The organism is Spiroplasma endosymbiont of Glossina fuscipes fuscipes, assembly GCF_049669535.1.
In the GTDB taxonomy this organism is placed as follows: Bacteria; Bacillota_I; Bacilli_A; order Mycoplasmatales; family Mycoplasmataceae; genus Spiroplasma.
This window is the reverse complement of sequence record NZ_CP187162.1, coordinates 591,400-610,107: the sequence shown is the minus strand read 5'-3', so window position 1 is coordinate 610,107 and position 18,708 is coordinate 591,400. Positions and strand designations below refer to the sequence as shown.

General features: G+C 33.1%; 13 protein-coding genes, 7 tRNA genes, 2 rRNA genes and 3 pseudogenes. 6 read left to right on the top strand and 19 right to left on the bottom strand.

Going from position 1 to position 18,708, the window contains the following annotated elements; genetic code table 4:
• Window positions 1–38: 38 nt before the first annotated feature.
• The 6 genes from ACOBWH_RS03555 to rdgB all read right to left on the bottom strand — a co-directional run bounded on the left by ACOBWH_RS03555 (window position 39) and on the right by rdgB (window position 8,494).
• Window positions 39–2,951, bottom strand: a 23S ribosomal RNA gene (locus ACOBWH_RS03555).
• Window positions 2,952–3,230: 279 nt separating this feature from the next.
• A 16S ribosomal RNA gene (locus ACOBWH_RS03550) occupies window positions 3,231–4,750 on the bottom strand.
• The 16S and 23S rRNA genes sit together here, the layout of an rRNA operon.
• 332 nt (window positions 4,751–5,082) lie before the next feature.
• Entirely contained in the window at window positions 5,083–6,675 is a 1,593-nt protein-coding gene (locus ACOBWH_RS03545) for a Na+/H+ antiporter NhaC family protein (protein ID WP_424527136.1), read from the bottom strand.
• 278 nt (window positions 6,676–6,953) lie between these two features.
• The gene (locus ACOBWH_RS03540; protein WP_424527134.1) at window positions 6,954–7,277 is read right to left on the bottom strand and encodes a single-stranded DNA-binding protein; all 324 of its coding nucleotides are present in this window, start codon (window positions 7,275–7,277) and stop codon (window positions 6,954–6,956) included.
• Window positions 7,278–7,377: 100 nt separating this feature from the next.
• On the bottom strand, window positions 7,378–7,902 hold the full coding sequence (locus ACOBWH_RS03535; protein WP_424527132.1) for a tRNA (cytidine(34)-2'-O)-methyltransferase: 525 nt from the start codon (window positions 7,900–7,902) through the stop codon (window positions 7,378–7,380).
• Between the two features lies 1 nt (window position 7,903).
• Window positions 7,904–8,494: an RdgB/HAM1 family non-canonical purine NTP pyrophosphatase gene (gene rdgB, locus ACOBWH_RS03530; RefSeq protein WP_424527130.1), complete on the bottom strand. Its 591-nt coding sequence runs from the start codon at window positions 8,492–8,494 to the stop codon at window positions 7,904–7,906.
• A gap of 76 nt (window positions 8,495–8,570) precedes the next feature.
• Between rdgB and ACOBWH_RS03525 the strand changes: the two genes are divergently transcribed.
• On the top strand, window positions 8,571–9,359 hold the full coding sequence (locus ACOBWH_RS03525; protein WP_424527128.1) for a phosphotransferase: 789 nt from the start codon (window positions 8,571–8,573) through the stop codon (window positions 9,357–9,359).
• Here the strand turns inward: ACOBWH_RS03525 and ACOBWH_RS03520 are convergent.
• The 9 genes from ACOBWH_RS03520 to ACOBWH_RS03480 all read right to left on the bottom strand — a co-directional run bounded on the left by ACOBWH_RS03520 (window position 9,356) and on the right by ACOBWH_RS03480 (window position 12,371).
• The gene (locus ACOBWH_RS03520) at window positions 9,356–9,937 is read right to left on the bottom strand and encodes a DxFTY motif-containing membrane protein (RefSeq protein ID WP_424527126.1); all 582 of its coding nucleotides are present in this window, start codon (window positions 9,935–9,937) and stop codon (window positions 9,356–9,358) included. The two genes, ACOBWH_RS03525 and ACOBWH_RS03520, sit on opposite strands and share 4 nt — an antisense overlap.
• An 80-nt stretch (window positions 9,938–10,017) precedes the next feature.
• Window positions 10,018–10,091 (bottom strand) — tRNA-Gly (locus ACOBWH_RS03515).
• A gap of 77 nt (window positions 10,092–10,168) precedes the next feature.
• Window positions 10,169–10,255, bottom strand: a tRNA-Leu gene (locus ACOBWH_RS03510).
• A gap of 16 nt (window positions 10,256–10,271) precedes the next feature.
• Window positions 10,272–10,347: transfer RNA gene (locus tag ACOBWH_RS03505), tRNA-Lys, on the bottom strand.
• A 7-nt stretch (window positions 10,348–10,354) separates the two neighbouring features.
• Window positions 10,355–10,429, bottom strand: a tRNA-Gln gene (locus ACOBWH_RS03500).
• A gap of 15 nt (window positions 10,430–10,444) precedes the next feature.
• Window positions 10,445–10,528, bottom strand: a tRNA-Tyr gene (locus ACOBWH_RS03495).
• A 5-nt stretch (window positions 10,529–10,533) separates the two neighbouring features.
• Window positions 10,534–10,609 (bottom strand) — tRNA-Thr (locus ACOBWH_RS03490).
• Window positions 10,610–10,622: 13 nt separating this feature from the next.
• A tRNA-Val gene (locus tag ACOBWH_RS03485) sits at window positions 10,623–10,698 on the bottom strand.
• Between the two features lie 731 nt (window positions 10,699–11,429).
• Window positions 11,430–12,371, bottom strand: a complete 942-nt coding sequence (locus ACOBWH_RS03480; protein ID WP_424527124.1) for a hypothetical protein — start codon at window positions 12,369–12,371, stop codon at window positions 11,430–11,432.
• 149 nt (window positions 12,372–12,520) lie between these two features.
• Between ACOBWH_RS03480 and ACOBWH_RS03475 the strand changes: the two are divergent.
• Window positions 12,521–13,487: pseudogene (locus ACOBWH_RS03475) on the top strand (GMP reductase).
• A 29-nt stretch (window positions 13,488–13,516) separates the two neighbouring features.
• On the opposite strand, the gene rpsU reads toward ACOBWH_RS03475, so the two are convergent.
• On the bottom strand, window positions 13,517–13,681 hold the full coding sequence (gene rpsU / locus ACOBWH_RS03470) for a 30S ribosomal protein S21 (RefSeq protein ID WP_004028656.1): 165 nt from the start codon (window positions 13,679–13,681) through the stop codon (window positions 13,517–13,519).
• Between the two features lie 951 nt (window positions 13,682–14,632).
• On the opposite strand from rpsU, the gene ACOBWH_RS03465 reads away from it, so the two are divergent.
• The 4 genes and pseudogenes from ACOBWH_RS03465 (at window position 14,633) to ACOBWH_RS03450 (ending at window position 16,693) form a co-directional block, all read left to right on the top strand.
• On the top strand, window positions 14,633–14,851 hold the full coding sequence (locus ACOBWH_RS03465; protein WP_424527122.1) for a transposase: 219 nt from the start codon (window positions 14,633–14,635) through the stop codon (window positions 14,849–14,851).
• Between the two features lie 41 nt (window positions 14,852–14,892).
• Window positions 14,893–15,114: pseudogene (locus tag ACOBWH_RS03460) on the top strand (IS3 family transposase); the annotation flags it as partial.
• A 102-nt stretch (window positions 15,115–15,216) separates the two neighbouring features.
• Window positions 15,217–15,684: pseudogene (locus ACOBWH_RS03455) on the top strand (IS3 family transposase); the annotation flags it as partial.
• A gap of 40 nt (window positions 15,685–15,724) precedes the next feature.
• Window positions 15,725–16,693 carry an IS30 family transposase gene (locus tag ACOBWH_RS03450; RefSeq protein ID WP_424527120.1) on the top strand — a complete coding sequence of 323 codons (969 nt, stop codon included), beginning with the start codon at window positions 15,725–15,727 and terminating at the stop codon, window positions 16,691–16,693.
• Between the two features lie 121 nt (window positions 16,694–16,814).
• On the opposite strand, the gene ACOBWH_RS03445 is transcribed toward ACOBWH_RS03450, so the two are convergent.
• From ACOBWH_RS03445 to ACOBWH_RS03435, 3 genes are all read right to left on the bottom strand, one after another.
• A complete protein-coding gene (locus tag ACOBWH_RS03445; RefSeq protein WP_424527118.1) occupies window positions 16,815–17,102 on the bottom strand; it encodes a hypothetical protein in 288 nt (95 codons plus the stop codon).
• Window positions 17,103–17,116: 14 nt separating this feature from the next.
• Entirely contained in the window at window positions 17,117–17,296 is a 180-nt protein-coding gene (locus ACOBWH_RS03440) for a copper chaperone (protein WP_424527116.1), read from the bottom strand.
• 109 nt (window positions 17,297–17,405) lie between these two features.
• Window positions 17,406–18,659, bottom strand: a complete 1,254-nt coding sequence (locus ACOBWH_RS03435) for a replication-associated recombination protein A (RefSeq protein ID WP_424527114.1) — start codon at window positions 18,657–18,659, stop codon at window positions 17,406–17,408.
• Window positions 18,660–18,708 lie beyond the last annotated feature (49 nt).

Genomic DNA, 18,708 nt, shown 5'->3' with positions numbered 1-18,708 from the left:
ATAATAAACATTCTAAAATTTGTAAATAAGCTCTCGCTTGTTTGAAGTCCTCGACCTATTAGTATTGGTTAGCTGAACACGTCACCGTGCTTACACACCCAACCTATCAACCTTGTCGTCTTCAAGGGGTCTTACTCCATAAAGGATGGGAAATCTCATCTTAAAGTATGCTTCTCGCTTAGATGCCTTCAGCGATTATCATTTCCACACATAGCTACCCAGCTGTGCCACTGGCGTGACAACTGGAGCACCAGAGGTGTGTCCATCCCGGTCCTCTCGTACTAGGGACAGATCTCTTCAAATTTCCTACGCCCACAACAGATAGGGACCAAACTGTCTCACGACGTTCTGAACCCAGCTCGCGTACCGCTTTAATGGGCGAACAGCCCAACCCTTGGAACCAACTTCAGCTCCAGGATGCGATGAGCCGACATCGAGGTGCCAAACCTCCCCGTCGATGTGAACTCTTGGGGGAGATCAGCCTGTTATCCCCAGGGTAACTTTTATCCGTTGAGCGACGGCCCTTCCACACGGGACCGCCGGATCACTAAGCCCAGCTTTCGCTCCTGTTCGACTTGTAAGTCTCACAGTCAAGCACCCTTCTACCTTTGCGCTCTATGTATGATTTCCGACCATACTGAGGGTACCTTTGGGCGCCTCCGTTACATTTTAGGAGGCGACCGCCCCAGTCAAACTACCCACCTGACACTGTCTCTGATCTGGCTTACAGATCTAGGTTAGGATTTCGACATAGCAAGGGTGGTATTCCAAGGATAACTCCACAACAACTAGCGTCGCTGCTTCAAAGTCTCCCACCTATCCTATACATGCTATATCAAAACCCAATATCAAGCTATAGTAAAGCTCCATGGGGTCTTTCCGTCTAGTTGCGGGTAACCTGCATCTTCACAGGTACTAAAATTTCACCGAGTCTGCAGCCGAGACAGCGAAGGGATCATTACGCCTTTCGTGCGGGTCAGAACTTACCTGACAAGGAATTTCGCTACCTTAGGACCGTTATAGTTACGGCCGCCGTTCACTGGGGCTTCGGTTCAAAGCTTCGCTAATGCTAACTAATCCCCTTAACCTTCCAGCACTGGGCAGGCGTCACCCCCTATACGTCGTCTTACGACTTTGCAGAGAGCTGTGTTTTTGCTAAACAGTTGCCCCTTCCTCTTCACTGCGGCTCATATTGCTATGAGCACCCCTTCTCGCTAACTTACGGGGTTATTTTGCAGAGTTCCTTAGCTACAGTTATCTCGCTTGCCTTAGGATTCTCTCCTTGACCACGTGTGTTCGTTCTAGGTACAGGCACCATATAAATAGTGCTAGAAGCTTTTCTTGGAAGCATGGAGTCATATACTTCGCTACTAGGCGAACCGTTCGCTCCCCATCACACTTCAAGGTTATGCAAGGCGGATTTGCCAACCTTACCCTCTTTGTGCTTAGCCCGGAATCCAATAACCGGGATATACTATCCTTCTCCGTCACTCCATCGCTCTATATGGTGGTACAGGAATATCAACCTGTTGTCCATCGACTACGCCTTTCGGCCTCGCCTTAGGTCCTGACTAACCCTGGGTGGACGAACCTTGCCCAGGAAACCTTGGTCAAACGGCATGAGGGATTCTCACCCTCAAACGTTACTCATGCCGGCATTCTCACTTCTAACCAGTCCAGCAGTCCTCACGGTCTACCTTCATCCCTGTTAGAACGCTCCCCTACCGCCCTGTATATAAATATACAAAACCCATAGCTTCGGTATTATGCTTAGCCCCGGTACATTTTCGGCGCAAAGTTACTCGACTAGTGAGCTGTTACGCACTCTTTAAAGGGTGGCTGCTTCTAAGCCAACCTCCTAGCTGTCTAAGCGACTTCACATCCTTACACACTTAGCATAAATTTTGGGACCTTAGCTGATGATCTGGGCTGTTTCCCTCACGTACACGGACCTTATCACCCATGTACTGACTGCCGAGTATACAAAATTGGCATTCGGAGTTTAATTGCATTCAGTACCCCTAGGTGGGGCCATCATACATTTAGTGCTCTACCTCCAACTTGCTAACCTCGACGCTAGCCCTAAAGCTATATCGGGGAGAACCAGCTATCTCCAGGTTCGATTGGAATTTCACCCCTAGCCACAAGTCATCCGCGGTCTTTTCAACGAACGTCGGTTCGGTCCTCCATTAAGTTTTACCTCAACTTCAACCTGCTCATGGCTAGATCACCTGGTTTCGGGTCTATGACAACATACTAAACGCCCTATTAAGGCTCGCTTTCACTACGGCTCCGTATCTTCTACTTAACCTTGCATGCTATCATAACTCGCCGGCTCATTCTACAAAAGGCACGCCGTCACCCATTAACGGGCTCCGACTTCTTGTAGGCATATGGTTTCAGGTACTATTTCACTCCCCTCCCGGGGTGCTTTTCACCTTTCCCTCACGGTACTGGTTCACTATCGGTGAATAGGTAGTATTTAGCCTTACGCGGTGGTCCGCGTTGATTCCGACAAGATTTCACGTGTCTCGCCGTACTCAGGATTCCATTTCGAGTCTTGTTCATTTCGTATACGGGGCTATCACCCTCTGTGGCATGGTTTCCCAACCATTTCTACTATAAACAAGTTTTGTAACTCTACTCATATGGTCCTACAACCCCAGATAAATCTGGTTTGGGCTGTTCCCCGTTCGCTCGCCGCTACTAAGAGAATCGCATTCGCTTTCTTTTCCTCTAGGTACTGAGATGTTTCAATTCCCTAGGTATACCTTCACTATAACTATTTATTCATTATAGGATGATGAGAGATTAATCTCACCGGGTTTCCCCATTCGGACATGTCCGGATCAAAGCTTACTTCCAGCTCCCCGAACCTTATCGCAGGTAGTCACGTCCTTCATCGTCTCCTATTCCCAAGGCATTCACCATACGCCCTTTGTAACTTCAAAGTTTTATTAATTTAATTATTTGACCTGATTTTAAATCAGTTTTGAGAATCATTTACAAATATAACTGTGAAATTTTAGTTATTTTTTTAAAAATAACAGAAATTTTGAATTATTGTTATTTTAATCATATGATTAAAATAACTAGATGTCTATTATCCAGTTTTCAAAGAACAATTTCAATAACATTTTTCTTGTTATTGTCAGAGAAACTAACCTCTGAAAACTAAACATAACGGTCATTAAAACTAATTAAATTACTATAAAGTAATAACTCCATAGAAAGGAGGTGATCCATCCGCACGTTCTCGTACGGATACCTTGTTACGACTTCACCCTAATCATCAATCCTACCTTGGGCGGCTTCCTCCTTACGGTTAGAATATCGACTTCTGGTATTATCAACTCTCATGGTGTGACGGGCGGTGTGTACAAGACCCGAGAACGTATTCACCGCGACATTGCTGATTCGCGATTACTAGCGATTCCGGCTTCATGAGGGCAAGTTGCAGCCCTCAATCCGAACTGAGACCGGCTTTTTCAGATTAGCTCCCCCTTACGAGATCGCAACTGTTTGTACCGGCCATTGTAGCACGTGTGTAGCCCAAGACATAAGGGGCATGATGATTTGACGTCATCCCCACCTTCCTCTAGCTTACACTAGCAGTCCCGTTAGAGTATCTCAACTTAATGGAGTAACTAACGGCAAGGGTTGCGCTCGTTACTGGACTTAACCAAACACCTCACGGCACGAGCTGACGACAACCATGCACCACCTGTCTCAATGTTAACCTCCACTGTATTTCTACAGCTTTGCACTGGATGTCAAGCCTTGGTAAGGTTCTTCGCGTTGCTTCGAATTAAACCACATGCTCCACCGCTTGTGCGGGTCCCCGTCAATTCCTTTGAGTTTCACTCTTGCGAGCATACTACTCAGGCGGAGTACTTAATGCGTTAGCTGCAGCACCGAACTTAGTCCGACACTTAGTACTCATCGTTTACGGCGTAGACTACTAGGGTATCTAATCCTATTTGCTCCCTACGCTTTCGTGCCTAAACGTCAGTAATAGGCCAGTCGACCGCCTTCGCCACTGGTGTTCCTCCATATATCTACGCATTTCACCGCTACACATGGAATTCCATCGACCTCTCCTACACTCTAGCTTAACAGTTTTCAAGGCGAACTGGAGTTAAGCTCCAGAATTTGACCCCAAACTTGTTAAACCGTCTGCGCACGCTTTACGCCCAATAAATCCGGATAACGCTTGCCACCTATGTATTACCGCGGCTGCTGGCACATAGTTAGCCGTGGCTTTCTGGTAAGGTACCGTCAAATAAGTATCATTTCCTATACTTACTGTTCTTCCCTTACAACAGACCTTTACAATCCGAAGACCGTCTTCAGTCACGCGGCATTGCTCCATCAGGCTTTCGCCCATTGTGAAAAATTCCCTACTGCTGCCTCCCGTAGGAGTTCAGGCCGTGTCTCAGTCCCGATGTGGCCGTTCAACCTCTCAGTTCGGCTACGTATCATTGTCTTGGTAGGCCATTACCCCACCAACTAACTAATACGCCGCACCCTCATCCATTAGTGGTCCAAACGGACCTTTTAACATTCTCTGATGCCAGAAAATGTCGTATGCGGTATTAGCAGTCGTTTCCAACTGTTATCCCCCGCTAATGGGTAGATTAGATACGTGTTACTCACCCGTTCGCCACTGGGTGCAAGCACCCCGTTCGACTTGCATGTATTAGGCATGCCGCCAGCGTTCATCCTGAGCCAGGATCAAACTCTCATTAAAAAAATCTTGATTTTGTTCCTAGCTTTAATGACGGATATTCATTGATTAAATGATTATCTTTGTTGTTGTTATGTTTAGTTTTCAAAGATCGTTTTTGTGTCAACAAAACACCTTTCAAATCATACAAAAATTACTGATTATTGTCAATAACTTTTACCTTTTTTTGCAATAATTTTTTACGATATTGTGTGAAAATATTCATTCTTCATTAATAATAAGTATTACTAACTGACACCTTTATAAGTATATAAAATCCATATTTTTTTGCAAGTGTTTTTACTAAAAATATTAATATTTTTTTCATAAAAAATAACTACTTAACAATAGTTATTTTAATCTTGTTTTTTCCGAAAAATCTTAGTTATTCCTTTTCATCATGATGCTGTTAAATAGCGTTCTAAACGACTAAAGGTAATAAAGATAATTGCTGAAAAAAATAGTAAATATAAATATCAAGCATATTTTCAAACATCAAGAAAGGAAATTGTCATTTGATTAACACCAACATAGTTATTTGCCATACTAACTAAAATTAACATTTGTGCCCCATATGGAATTAGACCTTGAAACACAGCTGGAAAAATTGATACAAAAGCAGCAACCTTATTTTTATTTAAATCATATTTTTGACGAATCTCTTTTACCATTGGTCCAACAACAATAATAGCAATAGTATTATTAGCCAAAGCAATATCAACAACACTTGTTAAAGTTGCAATCCCAAATTGAGCACTTTTTTTGCCTTTAATTCTTTGATTAATTTTCGCTGTTGCTCATTCCAGACCCCCAGATAGTTCGCTTAAACCTGCTAACCCACCAGTAAAAAGCGCTAAAAAGGCAATTTCCGCCATTGATAACATTCCGGATTTAATCGCATCAGTTGCTACTAAAAACTTATCTAAACCGCTTAGTAAATGACCATTTGGATTTAAATTACCATTTAGCATATGAGCTAGTGTTAAACTTGGTAAATAAGAGGATGTTAAATCACCAGTTGCTGTTACCCATTGATTAAATTGGCTTAAACTAAAACCAACAATAATTGCACAAAAAATACCACTAATTAAAACAATAAAAACATTAACCCCACATAGAGCAACAACCAATACAACTAAGAATGGTAAAATTGTTAACAATGCTCGCCATCAAATTCATGTTTCACTATTTACTTTTGCATCTTTGACATAAGTAACCGTAAAGAAAAGAATAATGGTAATAATTGCGGCAAAAAGGAGAATTTTTCAATTAAATAAAAACCGACTTTGTGGCGTAACATCTTGTGTTCGACATGATGCAATTGCTGTATCAGATATAATTGACAAATCATCACCAAACATTGCTCCACATAATAGTGCTCCACCAATCATTGCTAAATTTAAATTTGCTTGCGACGCCATTCCAAACGCAATTGGTCCAAATGCAACAATTGTTCCAACACTAGTTCCCATTGCGGTTGAAATAACAGCACTAATTAGAAAAACACCTCCAACTAAAATTGCTGGGGGAATAACCTTAAACCCTAAAAAGGCAATTGCGGAAGAAGCCCCAATTGTGTTCATTAATTGTGCAAATGAACCAGATAATAAGTAAATAAAAACCATAATTAAAATGTTCTGATCAGCACTTCCTTTTAAAAAGGCATTTAATTTGGTTGTAAAATTCCCTTTAATAATTAAAAAACCAATAATCGTTGGAATTAAAATAATAATTGGAGCAAATATTAAATAAAACCCCATTGAATTGTTTTTTGAAAAAATTTCTTTTTTAAAAATATCTAAAATAATTCCCACTAAAATAAATAACATAACAAATAATAACAATGGTACTAAACCACAAAAAGAAACTTCTTTCTTTAAGTCTAATAAATTTGTTGTTAAGGTTTGCTCTTGTAATAATTTTTCAACTTTTTTTTGTTTTTTCTTCATATTAATCAACTACTTTCTTTTTTTAAAATAATTGATTATTGATTTTTAACATTATTAAATTTATGTAAATTAACGGCACATCATCATGTTATTGGTGCGAGCAGAAAATAATCATTTATGAAAATCTTGATTTTTAGTATTACTTAATGCCATTGTTCTGCTCCTTTACCTAATTTCTTCTTTATTTATTATATTATAAATTTATTAAATTTTTAAAATAAAAAAGCCATTATCTGAAAAATGGCTAATTTGTATTAAGTTAATAATGTTAAGTAATTCTAGTTAAAACTGCTTAAATAAGTGACACGATCAGCAATTATATCGTTATAATAATTTTCTTCATCAAAATTATTGGAACGAAACGATTGAATCCGTTCTTTAACTGCAATAATTGCTTTATCTCGTAAACTAATATCTAAATCATCAATATTATTTGTTCATACTTTAACATTAACTAAATCACTATCATAGTTACCATCTTTATTTTTAAAAAGGCGTTGAATCTTTAGCAAAAATTTCATTAGTTTTCTTTCTGCTTCTTTTTTATCATAAATAATCTCATAAGTTCCTTCTACTTGCCCAACCAACATCACTTGATTCATTTTTTAATCATCCTTTCTAAAAACATCAATATAACTCAATACTAAAAGAATTATAAGAAAATTTTTTCAAAAACAAGAAAAAAATTCACAAAGTGCATTCTTAATCTTGTTCTAAGAAATCAGCCCCTTTTTGAATTTCAACTTTTGATAAACCGGGATAATCTAACTGACGCATTATTTCATAACCAACAATCCCAACCGTATTGGCAATATTTAAACTACGCACATGTTTAGACATTGGAATTCGAAAAGTTCGGTTTAAATTTGCCTTTAATATTGCGGTTGGAATCCCCGTTGATTCTCGTCCAAACAGAACAAAAATATTTTCATCTTTGGTAAAATCAACATCACTATGTGGTTGTTTTGCATAACGAGTTGCACAATATAAATTTAAGTTCGGATTCAACTGCAAAAAATGGTTTCAATCATTATATAACTCATAATCAGCGTACTCAATATAATTTGCGCTACTACGTGCAATAAAGCGTTCATCAAAGATAAAACCAAATGGTTCAATTAAATATAGTTTCGCATTTATTGCAACACATGTTCGCATAATGGCCCCAACATTTTGGGCAATTTCTGGTTCAAATAAAACAATGTTAATTTTTTTAGTTGTCTTCATCTTACTCTCCTAATCATCATTTTTTAAAAGCATAAAATGCTTTTGCTCGATGAGAATATTTATTTTTTTCTGGTAAAGTTAATTCGGCATATGTTTGACCAATTTCTGGTAATAAAAAAATTGGATCGGAAGCAAAAGCATTCGCTCCAACTGGCTTATCAGTAATAACCCCTTTTGTAACTCCCCGAAAGTACATCGTTACTTTTTTAACTGGGTCAATATAACATAAGACACAAACAGCTTGTGCATCACGGCGCTCTAATGGTTTACATTTTTCAATTAATAAATCATTAATAATTCTACTGTCAGTAATTGGATATGCTCATCGACGTGTATTAACACCCGGAAAATGATCTAACTCAATAATCTCTAAACCAGAGTCATCAGCTAAGACTGGTTGATTAATCATTCGGCTCAAAAAATCTGCTTTATAAAAAGCATTTTCTTCAAAGGTAGTTCCTGTTTCTGGAATGTCAGGAATAAGATTTTCTAAGTCTAATAATGATTTAACTGTTATATTGGCATCTTGAAACATTTCTTTAAATTCTCGAACTTTATTTTTATTACTAGTTGCAATTCAAATCTCTTTCATTTCCTACTTCCTCACTTTTCTTAATTATAAATATTGTATAATAAAATTAGAAAATCGCAGAATGGAAGTTAAGGAAATGATGAAATACAAAATTAAAACAAAATTAAATTTAGGAATTACTAATCAAAATTATCAAACAGTTGATAACCTTTTTATTCGATATAGTAACCCTTTTACCAATTTATTTATTGATCATCAAAATGAAATGCTAGTGTTAGAAAAAATTAAAAATAGCAAGTTAACTCTTCCAATTATTGATTATGGTTATGATAATGACCACTTTTTCTTAGTAACACCATACTATTCAACATTACAACCAATTAGTGCTGTTAAACTTACTAAAGAAGTTCTCAAAAGCATTGCAACAATAATTAAACAGTTATGAGAAATTAAAATTACTCCAAATGATCAAATTAAGATTTTTCAACCACAACAATTTTTAGAAACTTTTAAAAATGCTATAAAAAAACCATTAGTAGACTTACAACGATATGAAGCAAACCTTGATTATATTAAATTGCAAACAGATGATCTTGTTTTATGTCATAATGACTTAAATGGTGGCAATTTAGTTTTTGTTGAGCAAAACCTGTATTTAATTGATTTTGAATATGCAATGCAAAATGATAAGTTTTTTGATATTGCTTCTTTTGCTTCCGAAACTTTAACAACTAAAGCAAAACAAACATATTGGTTTAGTCTCTTTAAGCTAACACCAACACAACAACAAAAAGTTAATGCATGAATGTATTATCAAAATATTGTATGAATTGCTTGAGCTAACTATATGTATGAACAAACAAACAATGACATTTTCTTAGCAATTATTGATTTAAAATTACTTAATTTACAAAACAATAATTAGGGACCAAGTGTTGAGGATGGTGGAACTTGTTCTTCATCCTTTTCTTTTTTCTTTTTAGCATCAATTGCTAGTTCTTGGGGACTAGTCTTTTTCATTTGTAAATAACCGCGTAAATTGCGCATTCATACTGTTATAAAAGTTCCAAAAAAAATAGCAAACAATAAGAACAATAAGGCAACTAAACAACGGTATAAAATCTTATCTCATCCTCATCAATAACCAGTTAAATAAATTCCATATAAAGTTCAAGATAACGTAATTGTATAAGTAAATTGATCAGCTTGATGAAACTTTAGTCAAAAACCAGCACAAGTTAATAGAAAGACTCCTAGAACCATTGCTAAACCAAAACCAATCCCCGCTCCAACATCATAATGGCGGGTAAAATTCAAATCTGGTGAAGTTAAAAAAAACAATAACAAAAATGGTCCTACTGCTTCAATGATTAAAAATAAAAAACTTTTTCAAAAAACAGTTCGTGAAGCATGAAACTCTAAATCATTTTGTACTTCCGGTGGTAAATGTTCTCAATTATTATCAGTAACACCGCTTTTGTTATCCTTCTTAATTACTTTCATATTATTAATTACTCCTCTTAAGATTATTGTATTCCTATTTTAGCATAAAAAAATTGTTAAACTAACAACTTATATTTTAATGGAGCGGGTGAAGGGAATCGAACCCTCACAGTCAGCTTGGAAGGCTGAAGTTCTACCATTAAACTACACCCGCATTTTTAATTTTTATAATTAATGACAATAATATATATACCACTGTCTTAATTTGATGTCAATTGTTTTTAAATAAAATGGTACCCGAGACCGGACTTGAACCGGTACAGTTGTAAAACCGACGGATTTTAAGTCCGTTGCGTCTACCTATTCCGCCACTCGGGCATATATATCTAATAAATGGTCTCCTGTAAAGGACTTGAACCTTTGACCCACTGGTTAAAAGCCAGATGCTCTACCAACTGAGCTAACAGGAGACTTAAATGGCTGGGCTAGCTGGATTTGAACCAGCGCATGAAGGAGTCAAAGTCCTTTGCCTTACCGCTTGGCTATAGCCCAATGTTTTAACAAAGATGGTGGAGGGGGAGGGATTCGAACCCCCGAACCCGAAGGAGCTGAGTTACAGTCAGATGTGTTTGGCCACTTCACTACCCCTCCAAAAATGGTGCTGGCTAGAAGAATCGAACTCCCAACCTACTGATTACAAGTCAGTTGCTCTACCAGTTGAGCTAAGCCAGCTTATCATTAAAAATGGTCGGGTGTAACGGACTTGAACCGCTGACCACCTGCTTGTAAGGCAGACGCTCCCCCAACTGAGCTAACACCCGATTACACAATACATGTATTGTGTTAAAACCTTTATAATTTTATATAAAACAATAATTTTTGTCAATTAAAATAATTACTAATTAATTATTTTTTTAAAAAAGACAAAGACTCTATTGAAAAAAATAAAAAAGACAAAAGTTTAAAATGCAATATATAAATATTATTGAAAGTTAGATAATAATTATTGTTATACTATAAATGGTTATAAAATAAAGACCATATATTTCCAATGCTTTTTATTTAAACATCCCAGTTTCTAATATTAAAAGGTTTTTGTTTTATTACTAAAAGAAGCGGAAAATTAATATCATAAATTGCAATATGGTGGTTATTACTTTTAAAATTAATAAAAGCTTCAAATATGAGGCTCATCTCTTTTTGCAAAATATTAAAATAACTAAAACTTTTATAAAAAATTAAAAACAAGATTTCTTAAAATAACATTACAATAGTAACATAATTAATTCCAAAATATTACAAATGCCTCGGAACCTACCATTCCAACCACCTAACTATTTATTGTAAAAAAGTAAGGAATGGTTAAGAAAAAAAGAATGTATTTAATAAATACATTCTTTTTTATACTTAATAATGTGTTAAATATCTTGGTTATTAATTTAAATAAAATAATTACTAATTATTTTGTTTCTTGTAATAATTAATTTTCTGAAAGGTTTTTTGATTAAAAATGGATTTTATTAATTAATAAAATCCATTGTTTTAAGTTTCATTAAAATTGACGTTGCGCACGATCTTCGGTTTTATATTGGGGGATATTAACCATATATCCATCTTCACGGCGTCATAATCCTTTAATTACTTTTGTTATTAAGTAAACCATAAAGATTGTCCCAATTAGGGTTGACGTAAAGTTTAAGATGTTAGCAAAAATTGATAGACCATTTTGTCCCTTTTGAAACATACGGCCAAATGCTTCAATTAGTTTTAATAATGCGGTAATAATTTGAATTATTAACATTATTGTTACTAAAACAGTATAAACAGTTGACACAAAGCGTAATCATTTTCCAAAAGAAGTTTCTGCCATCATATTAACAACAACTCTACTACTATAAAATCCAGGAACTAAAATTAAGCTTATAACACTAACGGCAGCTAACACTCCCATCATAATCGCAAAATTTCGCTGTGAGTCGCCTACTCAAACTTTATTTGTTGCTGAATTATAAAAAATCATAACTGCAGCAATACTAACAAGCGCTGATACTAATCACGCAGTTCCTAAATAACGGACAATTACAACACGAGCATTTTTTGTTGCTTTAACATCAGTATCTGGTAATCATGTTAAGGCAAAAGGTGCAAAAAATCCACCAAGTGATAATGATAGTACAGCTAAACTTCATTTGTTAGCACATAATTCAGCATCATTACTGCCAATTGCATAACGGATTAACCCAATATTACAGATAATTGTTGTAAAAAACGAGAAGATTACAGCAAGTAAAATTACTACCTTATAACTTGCTAAATCTGCATATGAATTCATTAATCAAGTATTTGCGGTATCTATGTCGCCAACAAAAGTTCCATTGTTATATTTACCTAAGAAATAAAAATAAGCACTTGCAGCAATGGTAATTCCAACAATACCGACGATACTTGACAATACAATTCAAAAACGAGTAAATCCAAAATTTCTTGTCATCATTTGTATAATCACTGTTCCTTTCTAGAATTATGTAAATAATTATATGCTTTTCTAGTTTTATTACAAGATGTTTTTTTAAATATTTTTAAAAATAAAACTAACCTTTTCCCCTTGCTTTTATGATACATTTAAATAGTGAGGTGAAATAAATAGTGAAAGCATTTGATTATGAAGACATTCAATTAATTCCAGAATTATGTGTTGTTGATTCTCGAAAAGAATGTGATACAACCGTTAAACTAGGAAAACATACTTTTAATTTACCTGTTGTGCCATCAAATATGGCAACAGTGGTAAATGAAGAATTATGCGAAAAACTAGCTGAAAAAAACTACTTTTACATTATGCATCGGTTTAATGTTGATCAAGTTAAATTTATTAAACATATGAAAAGTAAAAACTTAATTACTTCGATTTCAGTTGGAGTTAAACCAAATGATTTTGAATTAATTGAAACATTAAAAAAAGAACAGTTAATTCCCGATTATATTACAATCGACATTGCTCATGGCCATACCTTTAGTGTTAAAAAAATGATCGAACATATCCGCACCCATTTAGGCCACGAAACCTTTATTATTGCCGGAAATGTTGGAACACCAAAAACAGTTCGTGATTTGGAACAATGAGGTGCTGATGCAACCAAAGTTGGAATTGGACCAGGAAAAGTATGTATTACCAAACTAAAAACAGGATTTGGAAATGGTGGCTGACAATTCTCGGCTGTTAAATGATGCAGTAAAGGAAGCTCAAAACCAATTATTGCTGATGGTGGATTACGCGTTAACGGTGACATTGCTAAATCAATTCGGATGGGAGCCACAATGTGTATGGTTGGTAGTTTATTTGCTGCCCACCAAGAATCACCCGGAAAACAGGTTGAAATTGATGGTGTTAAATATAAAGAATACTTTGGATCGGCCAGTGAATACAATAAAAGGGGAAAAACGCTATGTTGAAGGAAAAAAAGAATTAATTGAAATTCGTGGTAGCATTTTTGAAACCCTTCGAGAAATGACTGAAGATTTACAATCATCAATTTCTTATGCTGGTGGCAAAGATTTGGACGCAATTAAAAAAGTTGATTATGTTATTTTAAAAGAAAGTAATTTTTAAGAAAAAAATCCCATTTATATGGGATTTTTTTAACGAAAACTACGAGATTGCTCTTGTTTATAGCGTCTTTTTTCCTTTTTGCTCATTCAGTGCTCTCGCTTACGGGCTTCTTTTCGTTTTACCGAAGAAACCTTGTTAAAACGCTTTAAAGCTTTGTCTAGCGGTTCTCCTGCTTTGACAACAACAGTAGCCATAATATTTCAACTCCTAAAACTATATAAATTAACAATACTATATTATCATATTTTTTGAGACAAAACAAATTTTTATTATTTATCTCTAAATTAATCACATTTTCTTTTAATTTCCCCCATTTCTTCCAAATTATTAATATTATTTTAAATATTTGTTAAAAGATTATAATTACTATTCCCAACAGTTGATGCATCCTTCGTTAATGTTGTAGAATAAAGGATGAAGTAGGAAAAATCAACTCTTATTAAAGAGTTGATTTTTTTATTTGAAAATTAACTCTAAAAATTAAATATATTGGCTCTACAAGTGTTTAATTTTACAATTACATATTTTTTAAGGGAAGATTCCCCAGCAAGGCATTTTGCCGGTATGAAATCATTAGAGCTGTTAACTTGTTTTTTTGCGATTTTGTAAATTATTAATAACTTTGATTAAGATAAACAGATAGTGCTGTATTCATAACTTTTAATTAACAAGAAAAAAATAAAATCGTGTGCGTAGAGGTTGAAGAACTTTTAAGAACTGGGCAAGGATTTCTTAATTAATCTACTAGTGGGGACTTGATGAGGAGGTACTTACAACTACAAACAACTACAAATTGTAGAACATTGTAGTTAATTTAAAAAGTCGGAGGTATATATGAAAAAGTTAAATAAAAAAACTATTAATAAATTAAATGAATTAATGCTTAAAAGTTATTCAGTATCATTTGAAGATATGACTGATGAACATTAAGCATTAGGTAAACAGAATTAGGAGAATTAAATTATGAATAAAAGATATTTATTAGTAATTAAACAAGCATATAGCATTGATACTTTATCATTTTATACAAAAAAAAGAAGCTGAAATTAATAGCAAAAATTATAACCTTTATGGAAATAAGGTTGTGATTTTAGATTTAGAAGATAAAAATATTGAATGATTATGTGAAAAAGGATGTGAATAATATGAACTTAAAAGATTTATTAAATGAAATGTTTGATAATTACCCAGATTGTTATAGAGATTATGGTTTAGCAATTATGGATCGTTATGAAATTGAAGTTGAAAAGAAAAAATTAACACCTGAAGAAAATGAGTTAATTGAACTAAGAAAACGAAATAAGCAACTAGAAATGGAAAATGATATTTTAAAGCAAGCAGCACTGATAATCGGCAAAAAGTAATATTAATTACTAACAATAAAGACAAATATTCAGTGAGGAAAATGTGTCAAATATTAAAGATAGCAAAATCAAAGTATTATTATCAAATTAATAAGAACACTAAAACTGAAATTAATATTTATGAAAATGAAGTTATCAGTGCATTTAAAGAAAGCTATAAAGTTTATGGTGCTAGAAAAATTAAAATTATTTTAGCACGAAAGAACATTATTTTATCTCGACAAAAAATTAGAAGAATTATGGCAATAAATAATTTAGTATCAAAATATACTAAATTAAAATATCGCAATCATAAATCTCCTGTAAATAATGATCAAATTAGTAATATTCTAAATCGTGAGTTTAGTAATAAAAGACAAAATGAAGTTATTGTCAGCGATTTAACCTATGTTCAAGTTGGTCCAAAATGACATTATATTTGCTTACTAATTGATTTATTTAACCGTGAAGTAATTGGCTATAGCGCTGGAACAAATAAAACTGCTGAACTAGTTCAGCAGGCATTTTATAAAATAACACGACCACTAAATTAAATTAGGTTGTTTCATACAGATCGTGGTAATGAATTTAAAAATAAAATTATTGAAGAAATTTTATTAACATTTAATATTTAAAGATCATTAAGTGCAAAAGGTTGCCCTTACGATAACGCAGTAGCTGAAACAACCTATAAAGCTTTTAAAACTGAATTTATTAATGGTCGAAAATTTAAAAATTTAGAACAATTAAAGTTGGAACTATTTAATTTCATTAATTGATACAACAATATTCGAATTCATGGTAGTTTGAATTACTTAACTCCAGTTGAATTTAGAAATCAGAAGTCTACATAAAAAGTGTCCTAAAAAGTGTTGTCATTCCAATATAAATGTTATGTATAGTCATTTAAGTTTTATTGATAAGGTTAAATTGGAAAAATTATTATTATCCAAATTATTTTTAAAAAAGAATGGTGAAATAAATATTTCACAAATTGCTAAATGTTTGAACAGACATCGTAGTACTATTTTACGAGAAATTAAGCGTTTTAAAACTATTGATGAATATAGTGCTTATAAGTCAGATAAAATGTATTATGAGAAAAGAAAAAAGAATAATAAAAGATATAAGTTTACAGAAAAACAATTAAATTTTATTAATATAAGATTTAATGTTTATCGTGATTCTCCATCACAACTTATCCATCGTTATTTTTTAAAGTTTGGTATTAAATTTCCTGTTTGTGTTAAAACATTGTATAAATGAATTTATTTAGGTTTTTATGGTTTTTTAAAACAGAATTTACGTCATCATGGTAAAAAATATAAAACAAAAGGAAAATTTGATAATCGTGGTAAATTAACTAATTTTAAATCAATATGAGATATTGAAAATAAAAAAATTAATGCTGGTTGATTTGAAATGGATACAGTAGTTGGTAAAGACCATCAATCTAGTAATTTAGTTTTAGTAGAACAATTAAGTAAAAATTACTTTGTAATGAAATTAAAAAATCATACTGCTAATGAAGTTGTAGAAAAGTTTAAAGATATTGTTATAAGTAATAATTTAATTGGGAAAATTAAAGGAATAATAACCGATAGAGGAAAAGAATTTAGTAAATGAAGAGAATTAGAAATATTTGCTGAAACACAAGTTTATTTTTGCGATCCGGGTTCACCACAGCAAAAACCACTAATTGAATATATGAATTCTGAACTTAGAGAATGATATCCTAAGGGAACTGATTTTAATAATGTTAGTCAACAAAAAATAAATTGAGTAGTTAATGTTATAAATGATAAATTAAGGCCTATTTTAAATTGAAGAACATCAAAAGAGGTATTTTTAGAGAATTTTTAAATAAATTTATTACTTAACTTAATAAATTATTTTTTAGTATGGCTAAGTGTGCTTAAAATAAAGTAAAAATTATAAATATTTTAATTTTTGAAAATTTATAATTGATTTTTTATGATTTTTATTATATTATTTGATTAATAAGATTTGTTGCATTTCATTTTACATGATTCCTATTCATTCCTAACAAATGTCACCGGAAGATTTCATTAAACATGTTAATATAGTAGCGACGACCACAATAAAATAAAATAATTGTCGCAAAAGTTAATTGTAATCATTGGTTATGTAAAATACTTAAACTGGGAATCATCCCCAACAATAACGGTATATCTAAGATAATCGCAATAATTAATTCATATAAATCACGAATTTGCCGTTTTGTTAATTTTGTTTTTGGTTGTTTTTTCATTTGTCAAAACTAAATTACAACTGTTCAGTTGCAATTTCATCAAAATCATAACCAGCTTTTTTAATTTGTTGAAAAATCACTTCTTTTGTAACAAGAGTTTCATCATAAGTAATTTTAACAGTTCGTGTTACAATCCCAATTTGAAATTCAATATTAGGAATTTTTTTAATCTTTTTTCAATTGCCATTGAACAACTACTACATATAAGTTCAGGCACATGAATTTTAACGAGTGTCATTATCCTCATCTCCATTTCTAATACCTTAATTTTAACACTGCTAAAAAATAAACCAAGAAGTTACTTTAAAGTAACTTCTTGGTTTTATTCCTAAAACGATGATATAACTCATTGATTCGTTTCTCATACACACTATGTAATTTGGGATGATAATAAACAGTTCCTAGCATTTCTTTTGGCAAGTATTGCTGAACAACATAATCATTTGGAAAATCATGGGGATATTGATAACCAACCCCATTTCCTAATTTTACTGCTGAAGCGTAACTTGTATCACGTAAATGATGCGAAATTGGATAAATTTTACCATTTAAAACATCGTCATAAGCTTGGTCCGTTGCTAAATAAGCACTATTTGATTTTTCACTTAAACACATTTCAACAATTGCTAATCCTAATGGAATTCGTCCTTCGGGTAACCCAATTTGACGAAAACTATCAACAGCAGCTTTCACATGAATTGCAATCGAGGGATTAGCTAAGCCAATATCTTCATACGCAATAATTAGCATTCGTCGTAACAAAGCTTCATGATCCCCACTTGCCAATAAGCGAGCAAAATAATACAATGCCGCATCAACATCACTGCCATGAATTGCTTTCTGTAACGCTGATTTTAAATCATGGTGTTTATCACCATTGGCAAAATTAATTAAATTTGCTGTTGGTGCAATACTTGTAATAATTGCGGTGGTAATTTCTTCTTTAGGGTATAAGTTTAAACATAATTCTAAGATATTAATTGCAATCCGTAAATCATCACTAGCTAATTGGCAAATTAATTCCAATGCTTCAGTGGTAATTGTTAATGCTAATTTTTTTGTGGCAATTAACTTTTTTAACTCGATTAACATTTCATCAGTAGTAATCCGCTCTAATTTAATAATATTTGCCCGTGATCGTAACGCTGGATTAATGACAAAATAGGAATTCTCAGTCGTACAAGCAAACATAATTAAGTGCCCATTTTCTAAATATTGTAACAAAATATCTTGGCGATCTTTATTCATTCGGTGAACTTCTTCAACAATAATAATAAAACGATCAACATTTTGAGCTTTTTTAATTATGTTTTCTAAATCTTGTTTCTTATCAATTTCAGCATTAAAAACAGCATATTCTAATTGCAAATCATTTGCCAAAGCACGCGCAATACTACTTTTCCCAACACCAGGATCACCATAAAAAATTAATGAACTAGCATAGTTATATTTTAACATTCGAGAAATAAGACCATTTTGATCATTAATAATATGACTTTGTCCAATAATATCAGTAATTGCTGTTGGGCGTAACAAAAACGCTAACGGTTGTTGCATTAATCTTCCCTCCTATTTTTTAAATCATAACATAAAAAACTGATAATAA